Origin of the sequence: Amycolatopsis ultiminotia, from assembly GCF_039536925.1 — a bacterium.
Lineage (GTDB): Bacteria > Actinomycetota > Actinomycetes > Mycobacteriales > Pseudonocardiaceae > Amycolatopsis > Amycolatopsis ultiminotia.
The window spans coordinates 141,788-159,866 of the sequence record NZ_BAAAZN010000012.1; the positions used below are offsets into that span (position 1 = coordinate 141,788).

Annotated in this window: 17 protein-coding genes; 3 read left to right on the forward strand and 14 right to left on the reverse strand. The window is 70.4% G+C overall.

All coding sequences use genetic code 11. The features are described from left to right. Nucleotides 1-3: 3 nt before the first annotated feature. From ABD793_RS26140 to ABD793_RS26195, 12 genes are all read right to left on the reverse strand, one after another. Complete coding sequence (locus ABD793_RS26140; RefSeq protein WP_344864540.1) at nucleotides 4-1,068, reverse strand: acetate/propionate family kinase; 1,065 nt, start codon at nucleotides 1,066-1,068, stop codon at nucleotides 4-6. Then, nucleotides 1,065-3,365, reverse strand: coding sequence for a phosphoketolase family protein (locus tag ABD793_RS26145; protein WP_344864542.1), 2,301 nt, complete (start codon nucleotides 3,363-3,365; stop codon nucleotides 1,065-1,067). Before ABD793_RS26145 ends, ABD793_RS26140 begins: the two co-directional genes overlap by 4 nt. Before the next feature lie 50 nt (nucleotides 3,366-3,415). After that, nucleotides 3,416-3,796: an STAS domain-containing protein gene (locus tag ABD793_RS26150; protein WP_344864544.1), complete on the reverse strand. Its 381-nt coding sequence runs from the start codon at nucleotides 3,794-3,796 to the stop codon at nucleotides 3,416-3,418. 163 nt (nucleotides 3,797-3,959) lie between these two features. Then, nucleotides 3,960-5,228 (reverse strand): cytochrome P450, encoded by a 1,269-nt coding sequence (locus ABD793_RS26155; protein ID WP_344864546.1) that lies wholly within the window; start codon nucleotides 5,226-5,228, stop codon nucleotides 3,960-3,962. Beyond that, on the reverse strand, nucleotides 5,225-6,415 hold the full coding sequence (locus ABD793_RS26160) for a zinc-dependent alcohol dehydrogenase (RefSeq protein WP_344864548.1): 1,191 nt from the start codon (nucleotides 6,413-6,415) through the stop codon (nucleotides 5,225-5,227). The genes ABD793_RS26155 and ABD793_RS26160 overlap by 4 nt, the downstream gene beginning before the upstream one ends. Before the next feature lie 65 nt (nucleotides 6,416-6,480). Then, nucleotides 6,481-8,238, reverse strand: a complete 1,758-nt coding sequence (locus ABD793_RS26165; protein WP_344864550.1) for a complex I subunit 5 family protein — start codon at nucleotides 8,236-8,238, stop codon at nucleotides 6,481-6,483. Then, nucleotides 8,235-8,585 (reverse strand): sodium:proton antiporter, encoded by a 351-nt coding sequence (locus ABD793_RS26170; protein WP_344864552.1) that lies wholly within the window; start codon nucleotides 8,583-8,585, stop codon nucleotides 8,235-8,237. The genes ABD793_RS26165 and ABD793_RS26170 overlap by 4 nt, the downstream gene beginning before the upstream one ends. Beyond that, nucleotides 8,582-9,298, reverse strand: a complete 717-nt coding sequence (gene mbhE, locus ABD793_RS26175) for a hydrogen gas-evolving membrane-bound hydrogenase subunit E (protein WP_344864554.1) — start codon at nucleotides 9,296-9,298, stop codon at nucleotides 8,582-8,584. Before mbhE ends, ABD793_RS26170 begins: the two co-directional genes overlap by 4 nt. Further along, nucleotides 9,295-9,531 carry a Na(+)/H(+) antiporter subunit B gene (locus tag ABD793_RS26180; RefSeq protein WP_344864556.1) on the reverse strand — a complete coding sequence of 79 codons (237 nt, stop codon included), beginning with the start codon at nucleotides 9,529-9,531 and terminating at the stop codon, nucleotides 9,295-9,297. The genes mbhE and ABD793_RS26180 overlap by 4 nt, the downstream gene beginning before the upstream one ends. Further along, nucleotides 9,528-9,827 carry a cation:proton antiporter gene (locus tag ABD793_RS26185; RefSeq protein WP_344864558.1) on the reverse strand — a complete coding sequence of 100 codons (300 nt, stop codon included), beginning with the start codon at nucleotides 9,825-9,827 and terminating at the stop codon, nucleotides 9,528-9,530. Before ABD793_RS26185 ends, ABD793_RS26180 begins: the two co-directional genes overlap by 4 nt. Then, nucleotides 9,824-10,075: a monovalent cation/H+ antiporter complex subunit F gene (locus tag ABD793_RS26190; protein WP_344864559.1), complete on the reverse strand. Its 252-nt coding sequence runs from the start codon at nucleotides 10,073-10,075 to the stop codon at nucleotides 9,824-9,826. Before ABD793_RS26190 ends, ABD793_RS26185 begins: the two co-directional genes overlap by 4 nt. Next, complete coding sequence (locus ABD793_RS26195) at nucleotides 10,072-10,530, reverse strand: Na+/H+ antiporter subunit E (protein ID WP_344864560.1); 459 nt, start codon at nucleotides 10,528-10,530, stop codon at nucleotides 10,072-10,074. Before ABD793_RS26195 ends, ABD793_RS26190 begins: the two co-directional genes overlap by 4 nt. Nucleotides 10,531-12,055: 1,525 nt before the next feature. On the opposite strand from ABD793_RS26195, the gene cmtR reads away from it, so the two are divergent. After that, nucleotides 12,056-12,391: a Cd(II)/Pb(II)-sensing metalloregulatory transcriptional regulator CmtR gene (gene cmtR, locus ABD793_RS26200; protein WP_344864561.1), complete on the forward strand. Its 336-nt coding sequence runs from the start codon at nucleotides 12,056-12,058 to the stop codon at nucleotides 12,389-12,391. Continuing rightward, nucleotides 12,388-13,026 (forward strand): cation efflux transmembrane domain-containing protein, encoded by a 639-nt coding sequence (locus ABD793_RS26205; RefSeq protein ID WP_344864562.1) that lies wholly within the window; start codon nucleotides 12,388-12,390, stop codon nucleotides 13,024-13,026. The genes cmtR and ABD793_RS26205 overlap by 4 nt, the downstream gene beginning before the upstream one ends. Before the next feature lie 22 nt (nucleotides 13,027-13,048). Here the strand turns inward: ABD793_RS26205 and ABD793_RS26210 are convergent, their stop codons facing one another. Further along, nucleotides 13,049-13,678 carry a hypothetical protein gene (locus tag ABD793_RS26210; protein WP_344864563.1) on the reverse strand — a complete coding sequence of 210 codons (630 nt, stop codon included), beginning with the start codon at nucleotides 13,676-13,678 and terminating at the stop codon, nucleotides 13,049-13,051. Between the two features lie 1,256 nt (nucleotides 13,679-14,934). After that, complete coding sequence (locus ABD793_RS26215; protein ID WP_344864564.1) at nucleotides 14,935-15,387, reverse strand: single-stranded DNA-binding protein; 453 nt, start codon at nucleotides 15,385-15,387, stop codon at nucleotides 14,935-14,937. 319 nt (nucleotides 15,388-15,706) lie between these two features. On the opposite strand from ABD793_RS26215, the gene ABD793_RS26220 reads away from it, so the two are divergent. Continuing rightward, complete coding sequence (locus ABD793_RS26220) at nucleotides 15,707-17,989, forward strand: glycoside hydrolase family 15 protein (protein WP_344864832.1); 2,283 nt, start codon at nucleotides 15,707-15,709, stop codon at nucleotides 17,987-17,989. The last annotated feature ends 90 nt before the right edge of the window (nucleotides 17,990-18,079 follow it).

The window sequence follows — 18,079 nt, forward strand, 5'->3', positions numbered from 1 at the left end:
AGGTCAGGCGGTCGCCGCACGGGCGAGGGAAAGCTCTTCACGCGATTGGATCGCCAGCACCGGCACCGCGGCGCCGGGTTCGCTGAGCACCCCGTCGCGCTCGCGAGCCCGGGAAAGACCACCGCGGATACCGAGCACCGGCAGGCCGCCGGCTACCGATTCCGCGACCTCCGGCTGGTCCCAGCCGATGTCCCCGGTGAACACGAGCGCGTCGATGCGCGGGAGGCCGGCGGCGACCGCGGCCAGTTCCCGCCGCACACTGTGCTCGAAGACGGCCAGCGTGAACCGGGCCTTGACGTCCCCGGCGTTCGCGTCGCGCACCAGATCGCGGGTGTCGTCGGAGGTGGCGGACAGGCCGAGCAGCCCGGAGCGGTGGTACAGGCCGTCTTCCAGTTCCTCGACGGTCAGGTGGCCCTCACGCAGCAGCCACAGCAGCATCCCGGGATCGACGGTGCCGGAGCGCCTGGCCATCACCGAACCTTCCAACGGCGTGAACCCCATCGAAGTGTCGACGCTGCGGCCGTGCGCGACCGCGGCGACCGAGCAGCCGCCGGACAGGTGCGCGATGAGCAGGTTCAGCTCGCCGGCAGGCCGGTCGAGCAGTTCGGCGGCTCGCCGCAGCGCCCAGGCGTAGGACAGCCCGTGGAATCCGTAGCGGCGCAGGTCCCAGCGTGCGCGCCACTGCTCGGGCAGCGCGTAGGTGCGGGAGACCTCCGGCAGGCCGCGGTGGAACGCGGTGTCCGGACAGACCACGTGCCGCGCGTCCGGCAGCAGGTCGGTGAGCAGATCCAGCAGTGCCTCGGTGCCGGGTACGTGCTCCGGCGCGAGGGAACGGCACCCGGCGATCGTCTCCCGGACCTGCCGGGTCACCTCGGTGGGCGTGACCAGGTGCGAGCCGCCGTGCACCAGGCGGTGCGCCACGACGTCGATTCCGTCCGTCCTGTGCAGGAACGAGTTGATCTCGCGTTCGGAGTGCGGGCCGGTTTCGAGCGAATCGAGGACCCGGTCGTCCTCGACGAGGTGGAGGCGCAGGCTGGCGGAACCGGGATTGACGGTGAGGACCTTCACGCGCTCCACCGCCAGCCGGTGATCTCGTCCGGGTCGCGACCGTCGCGGTAGGACAGTGCGAGCAGATCGTCGCGTTCCCGGACCAGCGTGCGGGACAGCTCGCCGCCTGCCGAAGCCCATCCACGGGCCCGGCGCACGGCGTCCGCGGCGAGGTCGTGCCGGCTCATCCGGTTGCTCGCGAGCAGATCGAACGGGGTGGTCGTGGTGCCTTCCTCGAGGTAGCCGTGCACGTGGAAGCGGTCGGAGCCGGGGCGGCCGTGCAGGACTTCGTGCACCGCCGAGGGATACCCGTGGAAGGCGAACACCACCGGCACGTCTTCGGCGAAGCACTCGGCGAACCCTTCGTCAGGGAGACCGTGCGGGTGACGATCCGCCGGGCACAACGAAAGCAGATCCACGACATTCACCACGCGCACCCGCAGCTCCGGTGTCCGTTCGCGGAGCAGGGTCACGGCAGCGAGGGTTTCGATCGTCGGCGTGGTCCCCGCGCAGGCGAGTACCACGTCCGGCGCACCGTCCTCGTTGCTCGCCCAGGGCCACACCGCGGTGCCGGCGCGGCAGTGTGCTTCGGCTTCGTCGTGGGAAAGCCACTGCGGGCCGTTTTGCTTGCCCGCGACGACGACGTTGATGAGGTCGGTGGAGGACAGGCACCGGTGCATGGTGTGCAGCAGAGTGTTCGCGTCCGGGGGCAGGTAGATGCGCGCGGTGTCGGCCTTCTTGGTGAGCATCTGGTTGAGGAAGCCGGGACCCTGGTGGCTGTAGCCGTTGTGGTCCTGGCGCCAGCCGTCGCTGCTGAGCAGGTAGTTCAGGCTCGCCACCGGGGCACGCCACGGCACTTCGCCGGACATCTTGAGGAACTTGGCGTACTGGTTCACCATGCTGTCCACAATCGACACGAAGGCCTCGTAGCAGGGAAACAGGCCGTGCCTGCCGGTGAGCAGATAGCCCTGCAGCCAGCCCTGGCAGAGGTGCTCGGACAGCACTTCCAGCACCCGGCCCCGGCGGTCGAGGTGCTCGGTGTGACCGGGCACCTCGCGGTCGAACTGGCGAGCCGTGACCGCCAGCAGCGCGCCGAGCTTGTTCGATTCCAGCTCGTCCGGGCACACCACGCGGAACACCTCGGGGGCCTCGCGGATCAGCTCGGCCACCCAGGAGCCGAGCACTTCGGGTGCACTCGCGTCGGTGCCGCCGGGCCGGTCGACGTCGACGGCGAACGTCCCGGTGGCCGGGAGCGGCAGATCCTTGCGCAGCCGTCCGCCGTTGGCCTGGGGTACCCGGCCGAGCTGCAGCGAAGCGGGCGGCGGCACGGTCAGCAGATCCGCTTCCGGTGCACCGCCGGTGCCGAACAGCTCGTCCGGCCGGTACGAACGGAGCCAGTTCTCCAGCGCCGTGAGCTGGTCCGGATCCTCGCCGGCGCCGGCGAACGGGACCTGGTGCGCGTGGAAGGTGCCGGCGGGCGGGGTGCCGTCCGGCGCGGTGTCGGGCAGACCGAAGCCCTTTTCACTGCGTAGCACGATCATCGGCGGCGGCCCGGTGGTGTGCGCGTGTGCTCGCGCCAGCGCATCGCCGAGCAGCGTGTCGGGGTCGGCGGCGCCGCGGACGTCGATCACCCGCGGAGTCCAGCCGCAGCCGGAGAAGTACTGGTCCAGCTCGGTGTCGCTCATCCCCTCGTAGAGGGTCGGCGACGAGATCTTGTAGCCGTTGAGGTGCAGGATCGGCAGCACCCGGCCGTCGCCGGGGCCGGTGAATTTCGGACTGTGCCACGCTGCGGCCGTGGGACCGGTCTCGGCTTCGCCGTCGCCGACCACGCACGCGACCAGCAGGCCGGGATCGTCGAAGGCGGCGCCGAACGCGGTGGCCAGCGCGTATCCCAGTTCGCCGCCCTCGTGGATCACGCCCGGTACTTCGGGGGAGAGATGGCTCGGGAAACCGCCGGGCCAGGAGAACCGGCGGACCAGCTCGGCAAGGCCGCGGCCGTCGCGGGACAACTCCGGGTCGTACTCGGCGTGCGTGCCTTCCAGCCAGAGGTTGGCATGGATGGCCGGTGCGCCGTGCCCGGGGCCGGTAACCAGCAGCGTGCGCTGTCCGGTATCCGCGACGAGCCGGTCGAGTGCGGAGTAGACGAGGGTGAGGCCGGGACACGTGCCCCAGTGGCCGAGCGGTCTCGGCTTCAGGTGCTCGGGCCGCAGCGGCTCGGTGAGCAGCACGTTGTCCTGGAGGTGGATCATTGCCGCGGCGAGGTAGTCGCAGGCACGCCGGTAGCGGCGCAGCGTTCCGACGTCCGGTCGGCCGGCCACAGGAGCTCCTTTCGTCGGCTCGCTGTGCCGGTTACCCGCCCCGCACCGGGTTACACCTCTTTCAGCCAGCGCGTGGCATCCTCGTGCGTGGGCAGCAGGTGCAGCACCCGCCCGAGGGAGAGCTGGTGGAACGGCCGCAGCACGGTGCGCTGTGCCGAAACCGCAGCGAACGGCACCCCAGATTCATGCGCGTGGGCACACGCTTCGAGCAGCGTGGCGAAGCCGCGTGCGGAACAGAAAGTGACGTCGTCGAAGTCGACCAGCAGCGCGCGCGGACGGAGGTCGGTTTCGATCTCGAGCTGTGCGGCGAGCCGATCGGTGATGCTCAGGTCGACCTCGCCGTGCACGCAGACCACGGTGGCGTCCGCGGTGGTGGTCACTTCGATGCGGGTGTCCGCGGCGGTTCTCGACGGACGAAGGGGGGTGATCATGGCTCGCCTCCAGCGGGGTGCGAGGACGAGCCGTGGCTGCACGACGGTCCCGCACCGGCCCGTGACAGGTTGGGTACGGGCGGCTGCGCTCTGAACCGCGTTCCCCGACACTACAGCTGCCCCGGCAGAAAGGCACGTCACCGGATCAGGTCGGCCGGTCCGGTCATTCCCCGGCACGGTGCGCGGTGAACTTGAGGTGGAACGGATCGAGCGTCGCCGGGAGCGGATCGGCGGGCGAGAGGGTCGCCGCCGGGTCGCGGTACTCGCGTTCGCGCAGGAGCTCGGACAGCAGGGTGCTCACGGTGAACAGCACGAGATCCCGGCCGGGGCAGATCGCCGGGCCCGCGGAGAACGGGACCAGCGCGGGCTCCGCGGCGGCCCGTCCGTCGAGCCAGATGGCCGGGGTGAAGTTGTCCGCATAGGAAAGGCGGGCGCGGTCCCGATGGAAGAACGGCGTGAACACCAGGATGGTGGTCCCCGCCGGGCCCCACGCGGTGTCGTGTGTGGTCTCTCGCAGCAACATCGGCGTGGTGGGCCAGAGCCGTACCGATTCGAGGGCGCATGCGCGGAGGTAGGCCAGCTCCGGTGAAGCGTCGCCCGCCGCGGTGCGTGCCGCTTCCGGATGGCTTGCCAGCAACGCGAGCGTCCGGAACGCGACCATCGCCGCAGCGTCGAAGGCGAACAGCCAGTGGGCCACCTGGTCGGCCGCCGGGGTTTCCCCGTCGACCTCGGCGATGACTTCGGCGAGACTGCCCGGTTCGGCTCGGGCGAGGTGCTCGTTCAGCCGCCGCGTGAACTCCTCCCGTAGTCCGTCGCGCCTGCGGTGCAGGTACGCCCAGTTCGCGTCGAGCCGCAACCGGGCGAGCAGATCGGTGACGGTGTGGTCGTCCTGCGCGGCCTTGCCGAACACGACACGGCGCACGAGGCGCCACCAGCCTTGGGCGAAGGTGTCCCAGCTCAGCGTCGGCGAGCGCCGCAACGCCGCGGCCTCGTCCACGATCACCTCGCGCAACGGTGCCGCGAGCTGGTGCAGCGCTTTCCCCGGTTCCAGCACTTCCTCGTTGAACCTCCGCCGCCCGGCGCGCCGGGCGGGATCGGAGATGAGCACCCCGTGCGGCTGGAAGTGGCCGAGTGCAGCGTCCTTCTCCACAGTGGACGGACTGAACGGCACCGGTGCGCCCGCCAGCACGGTTGCGACGTCCTCGGCCGTGAGCGCCAGTGTGACCGACCGTCCTGGCACCTGCAGCCGCAGCGGCCGTCCGCCGTGCTTGTCCCGCAGGCGTTCCATCATGCGCACGGAGGGCCGGTCGAGCTGGAGCAGCTGGGCTGCCCGCAGGACCGTGGGACGGCGCTTGATCACGCCTTCGGCAATGCTCGGCAGGACCACGCCGGCGGCGACCTTGGCCGTCTCGGCGACTGATGCGGTGCTCATCGCTGCGGCTCCAACAGGATCTTCTGCACTCCGTCGAGTTTCTTCTGGAACATGTCGTAGGCACGTGGCGCCTCGGCCAGCGGCAGCTTGTGCGTCGCGAATCCTTCGGCCCCCAACGGGTCTCCGTCCGCGGTGAGCACCGGCAGGATGTCGTCGAGCCACCGGCGCACGTTGGCCTGTCCCATGTGGAGCCGGATCTGCTTGTCGAACAGCTCCATCATCGGGAGCGGGTCGAGCATCCCGCCGTAGACCCCGGACAAGGAGATCGTGCCGCCGCGGCGGACACTGTCGATCGCCGCGTAGAGCACGCTCAGCCGGTCGACCCCGGCCTTCTCCGTCACCTTCTGGGCCAGCGGCTGCGGCAGCAGCCCGACCAGTCCGTGCGCGAGCCTGCCCGCCGGTGCGCCGTGCGCCTCCATGCCGACCGCGTCGATCACCGAATCCGCGCCACGGCCGCCGGTCAGCTCACGGATCGCGGCACCGATGCTGGGGTGGTCGCGGAGATCCAGCGTGGTCACCCCGTCCGCGCGGGCCCTGGCGAGCCGCTCGGGCACCAGGTCGACGCCGATCACCTTGTCCGCGCCCAGGTGCAGTGCGACCCTGGCGGCCATCTGCCCGATCGGTCCGAGCCCGAACACCACGACCGATCCGCTTTCGGTGACGTCCGCGTACTGCACTGCCTGCCAGGCAGTCGGAAGCACGTCCGACAGATAGACGAAGCGCTCGTCCGGCGGGCCGTCCGGCACCTTGATCGGGCCGTACTGCGCTTGGGGGACGCGCAGATATTCCGCCTGTCCGCCCGGCACCTGGCCGTACAGCTTCGTGTAGCCGAAGAGGGACGCGCCCTTCCCGTGTTCGGTCACCTGCGTCGTCTCGCACTGCGACTGCAGCCCGCGCTCGCACATCCAGCAGTGGCCGCAGGAGATGGTGAACGGGATCACCACGCGGTCGCCAGGGCTCAGCGCACGCACGCCTTCGCCGACTTCCTCGACGATCCCCATCGGTTCGTGCCCGAGGACGTCCCCTTCGGTCAGGAACGGACCGAGGACCTCGTAGAGGTGCAGGTCCGATCCGCAGATGCCGGTGGAGGTGACCCGCACGATCGCGTCCGTCGGTTCCTCCAGCTTCGGATCCGCAACGGTGTCCACCCGGACGTCCCGCTTACCGTGCCAGGTCACTGCCTTCATGGGGCCCTTCCTTCGTGCGGTACTCGGTTGCGGTCCGGGTTACCCGGTGGCCGCGCGCGGAAACGTCACGTCCAGGCGAGCCCGGCCAGCACCGTGACGCCGACCAGCAGCCAGGCCACGTAATCCCCGACGTGCCCGGAATGTGCGCGGTGCAAGGCATGCACCCCGGCCCGGACGATCGGCGACGTATGGCGCGGAGGCCACAATCCCGCGGCTGCCACCGCGAGCGCGAGCACAACGGTCACGATGGCGTGCAGGAGGCCGGCGCCGGTCCACTCGACTTCGGCGATCGAGGGGACGGGTCCGGCCGGGGCCACCGGCAACACCGCGTGCAGATAACCCAGTCGATCGACCGCCTGTGCACCCGCCACCGCCGCCGCGTCCCGCAGCCATGGCACGGTCCCGGTCGCCAGCGCGAGCGCCAGCAGCAGTCCCGCTGCGGTCAGCATGGTCGCCGGAGTGCGCTGGATGCGTTGTGCAGTCTCGGGTTCTTCACCGCGCCCGGTGGACTTGTCATCCCGGTCGGGGTGCGGCGTCCTGCCGAGTCCGAAGTGGACCCGCAGACCCGCCCGCAGCACCGCGCCCGCGGTCACCGCCGAGACGAGCACCGCGAGGACGGCGTGCCACTCCGGCGAAGAGTCGTCCGCGACGTCCTGCCCGAGCGTCGATCCGAACGGCGGCAACCCCGCCAGCCCGAGCGCGGCGACTGTGAACACTGCGCCCTCCAACCGGGAACCGCGGCCGGCGAGCTCGCGTTCGTCGACGCTGCCCCATCGGTTGAGCAGCACGCCGACGAGCAGGAACAGCGCGCATTTCGCCCCGGCGTGCCCGAGCACCGACAGCACGAACCCCGCGCCGGCCTGCGCGCCGGGAGCGGTGAGCCCGCAGAGGAACAGCCCGGTGTGCGCGATGGTCGAATACGCCAGCATCCGTTTGAGGTGGCGCTGCGTCAGGCACAGCACTGCGCCGAGCACCGCAGTGACCACACCGAGCACGAGCAGCACCCGGTCCGGTGCCGAGGGGAACACGATCGACCGGACCCGGAGCACCCCGTACAAGCCGAGTTCCACCATCACCCCGGAAAACAGCACGCACACCGGAGCCGGGGCGACCGCGTGCGCGTCGGCGAGCCAGAAGTGGAACGGCACCGCGGCGGCCTTGACCAGCAGCCCGGTGCAGATGAGCACGAACGCCCCGGTGGTGAGGGCGTCGGACTGCCCGTCGAGTGCGACGCCGAGCTGTGCCAGCCCGAGCTGCCCGGTGCGGGCGTAGAGCAGGCCGATCCCCATCAGCGTGAAGTAGGCGCCGAGGGAGTTCACCACGCCGAAGTTGAACGCACCCTGCACCGAGTCGGCTTCCTCCACGCGGTACCCGGTGAGCGCGTAGGCCACGCCGCCCATCAACTCGAAGAAGACGAACATCGTGAACAGGTCGCCGGTCAGGAGAAAGCCGAGCATGCCGGTCAGGAACAGCAGGACCATTGCGTGGTAGCGGGCCTCGACCGCCTCGAAGTAGCGCCAGCTGTACACCAGCGCGCACACCGTCAGCAACGCGGCCAGCATGGCGAGTGTGGCGTTGAGCGAGTCGGCGGCGAGCACGATTCCGGTGGATCGGGTGCCGTCCGGGTGGTGGTTGCCGAGCCAGGTGAGGACCCGCTCGTGGCGGGTCTGGGCGACCAGTGTCGCGGCCAGGACGGTGATCACGACGCCTGCTCCGGTGGCGAACGCGTCGGCTGCGACGCGCGGCAGAACGGGACCGAAGCCGAGCAGCAGGCATGCCGCCACGAGCGGGACCGCCACCAGCAGCACGGGCAGCACAGTCACCCTCGCAACGCGCGCAGCTCGTCGGGGTCGACCGTGCCGTGGCGGCGGGCGATCTGGATGGTGAGCGCGAGGAGCAGCGCGGTGATCGTCGCGGACACCACGATGTCGGTGAGCGTCAGCGCCTGCACCGTCGGGTCGACCACCGGGAGCTGCTGACCCTTGACGACGATCGGGGCACCGGCGCCGCTCTGGTAACCGATCGCGAGCAGCAGCACGTAGGTTCCGGATTGCGCGACAGACAACGAGACCACGGTGTGCACCAGGTGCCGGCTCCGCACGATCCCCGCGCACCCGAGCAGCAGGAGCCACCCGGCCACGCCGTAACAGGCACCGGAGACGAGCGTCATCGCGCGTGCCCGAGCCCGTGCGCGAGGAAACGCGACAGCAGCACGATCACACCCGCGGCGACCTCCAGCCCCACCAGCACGCTCAGCAACGGCACCGTGCCCGCCGACAGCAGTGATCCGAATCGGCCCAGCGGAAGGAAGTTCGCCAGGAAGCCGCCGGTCACGACGAGCCCGGTGAGTCCGGTGGCGACGTACAGTCCGGTGGCCACTGCCTCGGCGTGTTCCAGCCAGGCGAGCGGACGGAGCCGCTGCAGCGCGGAGTAGCTCCCGGAGAGATAAAGCAGGTGCCAGCCGGTCGCGAGGACGACGCCACCCTGGAATCCGCCGCCGGGGGTGAGATGGCCGTGGAGCACGACATCCAGGCCGAGCACCACCGCGACGGGCAGTAGCAGGTAGCCGGAGAACCGCACCGCGGGCAGCACGTAGCCGCGTTGCGGGGGAGTGGCACGCCGATCCGGCGGCTGCAGCAATGCCAGCACCCCGACCACCGCGGCGGCGACGATCGTCTCTTCTCCGAGCGTGTCGAACGCACGCAGATCGAAGTTCACCGACGACACCAGATTCGGTGTGTTCGCCCGCAGCGCGGCGGGAAGCACCAGGTCGCGGTAGACGTGGGCGTGCTCGCCCACGGCGGGCATCCGCAGGAACGCGGCCACGAGCAAGGCAGCGACGCCGGTGCCACCGACGAGTGCGAGACCGTCACGGGTCCTCATCGGCGGCCCACCTTGCGGACGGTCAGCAAAACCAGCAGCGGTACCACGGCGGCGCCGACAGCCAGCTCGGACAACGCGACATCCGGGGCCTGGAAGACCACGAACAACACCGTCAGGCACAAGGAAAAGACCGACAGCGGTGCCGCTTGCCGCCGGGGATCGTGCGTGGTGACGACCACCAGCGCGGCGACTGCGACCAGCAGCAGCGTCATCAGGAGAAGCGCGGTGTTCACGACGGCAGGTCCTCGTCCACCGCGCCGCGCCGGGCCGCCTCGAACCGTGCGGTCGCGGCCTGCGTGACCGGTCCGGTGAGTACCAGCAGCAAGACTGTGGCCACGATCGCGCCGGAGCCGAGGTGCCAGCCGTTGACCAGCACCAGCCCTGCACCGATCAGGGGTGCGCCGAGTGTGGTGACCGGCGACAGCAGGTGCAGCCGGGTCAGGAGGTCACGTGCTCGCAGCAACCCCGCCGAGGACAGCGCGACCACCGCCACCCCGGCGAACACGAGTACTTGCGCGACGACGCTCATCGGGCACTCAGCAGCCGGACGAACACCAGGGTGCCGGAAAACGCCAGTACGACCAGCGCCAATGGCAGGATGACCGCGCTGGACGGGCCGTAGACCTGGGCGAGCACGAGAAGCACGAGCACGGTGACCGCGGACGCCTGTTGCACCCCGGCGAGCCGATCGGCCGGACGTCCCTTCGCCGACAGCAACAACGCCGGAGCCAGCCCGCCGGCGAGGAGCAGCAGCGCCGCGAACAAGAGCCACGTCATCGCTGTACCTGCCGCAGCGTCCGCTCGCCACTGCCGGGCAGGCGGTGCACGACCAGCCGCCCGGTGCCGGGTGCGCCGGCCACGACCATCGTGCCGGGTGTGCAGCCGAGGACGAACGCCGCCGCGGCGAGCCGGCCGTCGTGCACTCGCCGTGCCTCGTCGGGCAGCTCGACCTCCTCGAACGCGCCGGCAGCCGGATGCCGGAAGACCGTCGAAAGCGCGAGAACCGACTCCCGGACCGCTGCGACCGCCAGGAATCCGATCCAGCGAAGCCAGCCGAGCCGGATCCGCCACCCGCCGTGCAGCGCGCGTCGAGCGGCACGGGCAGCGGACGCGGCGACGAGCGCGGCAATCGCGCCTGCGATCAACTCGGGCGGACTCGGCGTCGACAAGGTGAGCAGCCAGAGGCCGCACAAACCGCACCACCACGCGCCGATCTCGAGTGCCGCTCGCATGCCGACCGCGTTCCCGCCCCGCTCGCGCGGCAAACGCGGGCCGGCGAAACTGCGCGCAGGAACCCAGCACGGATGTCCGGGCAGAGGTTTGACCCGGCGTACAACGGGAATCTGCACTGCGGGGGCGCGTCCCGGCATGCAGAGGTGCGGCTCTAGGTCCCGCCGGGTCCAATCACGTGGCCCGGCGGGGCGTCATTCCCGGAGCGACCACCCGAACACCTCGCCGGACGATTCGTCGAAACGCCGGAGGAAGTGCGTACGACCGAACACGCGTGCGCCGGCAGCGCCGGATTCGTAGGTACGCCGCCCGGTGATGGCGTGGCCGCGACCGGCAGCTACGGCCGACGAAACCCCGCTTCTGCATTCTCGATCACCGGTCGGCCAGCCGGATGACGGTCCAGCCCATGAGCCCGCCGAGCCGCTTCTGCGTGAGCCGCCGTCCCCGGATCCGCACAGGCGGGCAAGGCCGGGAACACCGCGCCGGACAACCCGACCGCAGCGACACGTCACTCCCCGCGGCAGGCTCCCTCCCGCCGAAACGCAGGAACGTCCGCCAGCCAACGGTTTTCCCACGTAGAGCGCCTAGTCGCGATCCGCCACCCGGTACCTGCCACCCGGCGCGCGGCTATCCGGCACCCGGCCATCCGGCGTAGGCGGCTGGCACTGGCACCGGTATAGGCCTCTGACACATCACCCGGCACCTCCCACGGGCACCTGGCGCGGCATCCCGAACCGCCACGCCACCCAGCCCGCAGCCACGGTACCCAAGCACTCTCGGCGTACAAAGAGTATGCAGCCACGGCACCCACGTACCCAGCACGGCGCTCAGCGCGCAGTACGTCGCCCGGCGCCGGGCGACGGAACCCGTTGGCCGCCAGGGACTTTTCGTACCGGGCCACTTCATGGTCTTCTTGACCTGCTTCGAGCTGGACCCCTCTACTCCGGCTGGCGCGCACCGCGCAAGCTCCGGGCAACCTCCCGCGACGGTGCCTGCGTGATCCGCCGCGCGGCGGCGACCTGGGCCGTGTGGCGAACGCTTTCCCCGAACCGTCCGCCGCACCCAGCCCCGGCTCGGCATGACCGCGCCAGATACAACCGGGCGGGGCTTATCCGGCCCGAGACCAACTTTCCTGGTCCTAACCGACGCAGCCCAACCGACCCAACTCAACCGGCTTGGCCCAACGGACCCAACCTGGCCCAACCGACGGAGCTCAACCGACGCAACTCAACCGGCTCGGCCCAACGGACCCAACCTGACCTAATTGGCCTGGCCCAACCGACCCAGCCTGACTTGACCGGCCCGGCCCGGACCAACCGGCCCGGCCCGGACCAACCGGCCCGGCCCGGTTGCATCTGGCCCGGTCGTGCCGTTGCGGTTGACGGTTGTTGTGTGGTCGTGCTCTGACGACGGGGGCGTTGTGGCCGGGAGCCGGTGATCCGACGCGATTCGTCGAGCGTTTGTCCGCGCCGTTCTTCGCGGCCAGGTTGCTAGCGATGGTTCACTCAATACTGTATAGTTGTCCCTGTGCTGATCTGTGAGACACGGGAATCTGCGCTCTCCCGGCTCGGGCGGGCGTTGGCGGACCCGACGCGGTGCCGGATTCTGGTGGCGTTGCTGGACGGGGTCGTGTACCCGGCGCGGCTCGCCGGGCATCTCGGGCTCAGCCGCTCGAACGTCTCGAACCACCTCGCCTGCTTACGCGGCTGCGGGCTGGTCGTGGCGACCTACGAGGGCCGCCAGGTCCGTTACGCGCTTGCGGATCCGCACCTCGAGCGTGCTTTGGCCGAGCTCACCCGGGTGGTCCTCGCGGTGGCGCCGACGGATGCCTGCGCCGAGGAAGACCGGGTCGTCGCGCGATGAGTGCGGACTGCTGCGCGTCGTGCGCGCGCCCGGGACCGGACGTGGCACGCCGGGCGGTCCTGAGCCGGCGGGTGCGCTGGCTCGTCGCCGGGACGATCAGTTACAACGTCGTCGAGGCTGTGGTCGCCATCGCTGCGGGGTCGGTGGCTTCGTCGGCGGCGCTGGTGGCGTTCGGGCTCGACTCGGTTGCCGAGGTGCTCTCGGCCGTCGCGGTGGCGTGGCAGTTCGCCGCAGCCGACCCGGAACGGCGGGAACGGGTCGCGCTCCGGCTGATCGGGGTGTCGTTCTTCCTGCTCGCCGCTTACGTCACCGGCGACGCGGTGTGGTCGCTGCTCCAGGGCACCGCCCCGGAGCATTCGACGGCCGGGATCGTGCTTGCGGGCGTCTCACTGGCGGTGATGCCGGTGCTGTCCGGCGCACAACGCCGCGCCGGCCGTGAACTGGGTTCGGTGAGTGCGGTCGCCGACTCCAAGCAGACGTTGCTGTGCACCTACCTGTCGGGTGTGTTGCTCGGGGGCCTGCTGCTGAACACGTTGTTCGGCTGGTATTGGGCGGATCCGGTGGCCGCGCTCGTGATCGCTGTCGTAGCGGTCCGCGAAGGCCGCGAAGCCTGGCGAGGCGAACACTGCTGCTGAACGCGCTGTCGGTTGTCGCTGTTCAAAGGCAGGGCGGTTGGTATCCGTCGATGCGCAGTCCGCGGAAATCCAGTGTGTTCGGGGTTTTTCCGACGAAGACCAGCCCGCGTGCTTCGCGCAACGCCGACTCGAACGAGTAAGGCGGCGTGCCCAGTTCGGGCAGGCTCGTCCACGCACTCGGGGCGAAGGAGAAGAACTTCCGCACCAGCTTCCCGTTCGTCGACGGCACCGGGGTCAGCCACTTGTCGCCGCCGCTCCAGTGGGACGCCGGGCGGAGCTGGACGTAGAAGTCGTCGGAGGCGCGGTAGGTCAGCCAGAAACCGGCCGATCCGGAAAGGTCCGCCTGGGTATCGAACTGGTTGCCGAGCCACACGGTGACCACATGCCATTCGGCCTTCTCGAAGACGACCTTGGCCGCGTAACGGTTGCCTTGGCGGACAAGGAGGTTCCCGGTGGGCGGGACGGTGGTGCCCTCGCCGCTGGCCAGCCACTGCTGCAACCGGTCGATGGACGGGGTCGCACATTCGCCTCGCGGCCAGGACGGGGTGCCGCCGGCCGCAGGAGCAGCCGGCCCGAGCACACTGACCAGCAGGATTGCGGAGAACGCAGCGAGAGCCTGAAAACCGTTCGTCCGCCCACGGAATACCCACATTCCGCGGAAGCTACCACGGCCGAGAACCGACGGTCAGGGCCTTCCGTCGGCTTTCCAGCAGCACGGCCCAATCCCGCTGCGCCTGCCGCGCTGCGCGCCGGGCGTGGGTTCCGTTGCATCGGCACCGCGCGCCGGACCTCGGTTCCGTTGCATCCGCACCGAGCCTGGGTTCGGTTGCATCCGGACCGCGTGTCGGGCCTGGGTTGCGCTGGGCCCCCGCGCCGCACGTCGAGTCCGGATTGCGCTGCACCGCCCCCGTCGCGCGTTGGGTCCGGTTGCGCTGGGCCTCTCCGCGCCGTGCCCGGGTTTCGCTGGACCCTCCTGCAACGCGCGCCGGGCCGGGGTTTCGCTGCATGGCCCACGCTGCACGCTGAGTCCGGTTTCCGCCGTGTCTGCGGTACCGCGTGCCAAGCGCGGTCGAGCCCGACTCGGCCGGAATGGTGTTCGCGGGCATCGGCCGAGAAGTCCAGCGTGCCGAACCTCGCCAACTTCCGGACGGTGGCCCACAACCCCACGACCGCTTGACCCGGCATCTCGTCAACACCCTGAGCACGGGCAGCCAAGCTGTGTGCGGCGCGCGAACGTGCCCCCGGCGAACGGATCCGTCTGGCCCCACCGCCGCACGGTACTGCCGCACATCGCTTCCAGAAACGACCAGCCACCGGTCCGTGCCACCGGATTCTGGGGCGGTGGAAGTCTTCTCGGAGGCACGCGGACACGGATGTGCGGATACGGGTATGCGACCGTTTGGGCGGGTGCACGTTGACGGGTGTGTGACTGTTTGGGCGAGGGTGCGGGCACGGGGTGCGCGTCTGGGTGGGCGGACGAGGGCGTTCGGGTACTTCGTCAGGCACGACCGTAGCGGGGGCGCCAGCGGGAACCGGTAGTGCTCGAGTCTCTGTTGATCGTCATTCCTCCATTGTGGACGTCAGCGTCGGGGCGGTTGCACCATGCTTGGCCAGGATGCGCAGCACCGGGGCGTGCGGTTCCGACGGGGCGGGTTGTTCGGGGCCGGGTGCCGGACGGCGACGGCGCCGGGGCGACGGCCAGGCCCGAGGAAAGGGCCACGACCGGAGAAGGGCCGGAGCGTGGGAAGGGCCACGACCGGAGAAGGGCCGGAGCGTGGGAAGGACCGGGACCCGGGGGAAGGGCCAGGGCGTCGGGATCCGGGGTGCCGGACGGCCGGGCCGTCGGTGGCGCCGGCCAGGACCGGGGAAAGGGTCAGGGGGTAGGGCCGGACGCCGGAACGTGTCGGGTCAGAAGGGTGGGGCTCCTCCTGCGGTGGCCGGGGCCGGGCTGGTCGCCCAGCTCTCGTCGGGGGAGGCGTTGCGGTCGGGGGCGGTGCGGGTGGTCTTGGTGAGCTTCGCGGTGGCGTAGCGCAGGGACGGGGCGATTTCGTCGACCTGCAGTTCGACGACCGTCCGTCTCTCGCCCTCCTTGGTTTCGAAGGATCGCTGCACGAGCCTGCCCTGTACGACGACGCGGGTGCCGCGGGTCAGGGATTCGGCGGCATTTTCCGCTTGCTGGCGCCACAGGCTGCAGCGCAGGAACAGCGCCTCGCCGTCTTTCCACTCGCCGGTCTGGCGGTCCAGCGTGCGCGGGGTGGACGCCACGGTGAAGCTCGCGACGGCCGCTCCGGTCGGGGTGAACCGGAGTTCCGGGTCGGACGTGAGGTTTCCGATCACGGTGATCACGGTGTCGCCTGCCATGGGTGCTCTCCTCGGTTCCCGGCGGCTCCTCGGGCGGGGCCGCTTCCGGGATTCAGCAGACCATCCGGGTACGACAGTTTCGGCGGGGTTGCGGTCACCCCATCGGGTGGAACGGAAGTGTCCGGTTCCCGCCGTTCGGCTGTTGCCCGGCCGGTACGTGGGGAGGGAGCATGGCCGGCGAAGTGCGCGACGAGCGGTTCGGGCGAAGCGGCGCAACCGGACGCGAATCCGGGAGAAGACGCGGAAGTGGGGGCGGATGGTGGCGTGTCTGCGGAGGGCTCGGCTGACGGTGCTCGGGGCCGTCGTGGTTGCGGCGAGCATGGTGACCGGCGTCGCGTCAGCGGCGGGGCCGCCGGGCCCAGCCGCAGCCGGACCGGGCGGCCCCGCCGCGTCCGGAGCTCCCGGCTCGGCCGGGGCCGGAACGCCCGGCCCAGCCGCGTCCGGCGGGCGCGTGGCGGCGGATCGGACCGGGCCGGCGGCGCGCGACTGCTGTGGTGGTCCCTCTTCCTGGACCACCGGGGACAAAGCCGCGCTCGGGACGTCGGCCGGGACCGGGAGCCCGTTGTGGTTCACGGTGGCGGACGGGGTCGCCTCGGAAGTCTTCTACCCACGGGTGGACGTGCCCGAAATGCAGGACATGCAGTACGTCGTCACCGACGGGTCGTCCATTGTGGATCTCGAGCGCGACGCGACCACGCACGTGGTCACGATGCCCGACGAAAAGGCGCTCGAGTACACCGTCACGAACACCGCCAAGAGCGGCCGTTATCGCATCACCACCACCTACGTCACCGATCCGGCGCGAGCCACGCTCGTCACCCGGACCCGGTTCGAGTCGCTCGACGGCGGGGACTACCGGCTGTACTTACTGGCCAACCCGTCGATGGCCGGCGGTGCGGCGAACGACACGGCCTCGTGGGATGGCACCGGCCTGGTCGCCGCCGGCACGGAGAACCTGTTCGGCGCGAGCACCACGGTGGCTTCCGCGCTGCGGACCTCGACCGGATTCGTCGCGCACGACAACGGTTATTCCGGCTCGGACAGCGACTGTCTCGTCGATCTCAAGGCCGATGGGAAGCTGGACAACCAGAACGACACGACGGACGCGGGCAACGTCGTCCAGTGTGGACAGATACCGGTCGGCGGGGACACGACGTTCACGGTCGCGCTAGGCTACGGAGCCACGACTGCGGAGGCGACGACAGCTGCGGACGGGTCACTGGGCAGTGGTTTCGCGGCGTCGGAAGACAGCTACCGCAGCGGCTGGAACGCCTACGTCGGTGGCCTGAAGCCCGCACCGGCCCCGGTTTCCGGGGATACCCAACGGCGCCGGACGTACTACGTGGCGGCAATGGCGTTGCACGCGGCGGAGGACAAGACCCATCGCGGGGCGAGCGTGGCAGGGCTCGCGACGCCGTGGGGCGACGTCGTGAACGGGGACGACCTCAACGACGGTTATCACCGGGTCTGGGGGCGCGACCTCTACCAGCAGGCGACCGGTCTCCTCGCCGCAGGCGACGCGGAGCAGGCGAAACGGATGGCCAGGTTCCTGTGGGAGGCACAGTGGATCCCGGCACCGACCGCGGGCGACGGAACGACCTACCCCGCCGGCGCCTTTCCCCGTTACAGCCCGGTGAGCGGGGTGTCCGGCGCGACCGCCCAGCAGCTCGGGTGCTGCGAACAGCTCGACCAGGATGCGGACGCGATCATGCTCGCCTGGCTCACCGGGCTGACCGACGCGGCGACCTACGCCAGGATCAAGGTGACCGCGGACCATATCCGCGCGAGCGGTCCCGCGACGACCGAACGGTGGGAAGAACAGCACGGAAACTCGCCGTCCTCGATCGCGGCGGAGATCGCCGGACTCGTCACGGCCGGGGCGATCGCCCGTGCCAACGGCGACGAGGCGAGCGCGGCGGCTTGGGAGTCCACAGCGGACTCCTGGCGTGCCTCACTGGACTCGTGGACCGTCACGAAAACCGGTTACTGGGGCGGCCACACCTACTACGAGCGGCTGGACGGCGGCACGAACCCGGACGATGACGGCCAGATCTGTTTCGACGACGGATGTTTCCACGAACGCGACGTGGTCGACTTCGGCTTCCTCGACCTGGTCCGGCTCGGGTTGCGCGATCCGGGCGACCCGACGATCGCGGGATCGCTGGCGCCCACCGCGGCGGCGGCCGACGCGAACTCGCCGATGCAGGTCACGCTGCCGAACGGCGACGTGTATTTCCACCGTTATCCGCACGACAGCTACGGGGAGAGCACGGACTGCTCGGGCTGGCCGGCGAACGGGCCGCAGCGGTCCGGCCGGCTGTGGCCGGTGCTGTCCGGCGAGCGCGGTGAATACGAGCTGGCCAACGGCCGGAGCGCAGCGGTCTACCTGAAATCCATGGCGGACGCGGCGAACGACGGGTACTTCATCCCCGAGCAGGTGTGGGATCGCACGGACGTCCCTTGTTTCGGGCTCGGCAGGCCGACCGGCAGTGCGGCGCCGCTGATGTGGGCGGAGGGGCAGTACCTACGGCTGGCGCAGAACATGGCCGCGGGGCAGAACCTGGAGACGCCGTCGGTGGTGCGCCAGCGATACGGCGGGTGAGGCCGGGCTGTCCCCAGGTCGGAACAGCGCGCGGGGTACGGCTGAATCCGTCGACCGGACCCGAAGGGCTTTCCCATGATGCTGTCAACT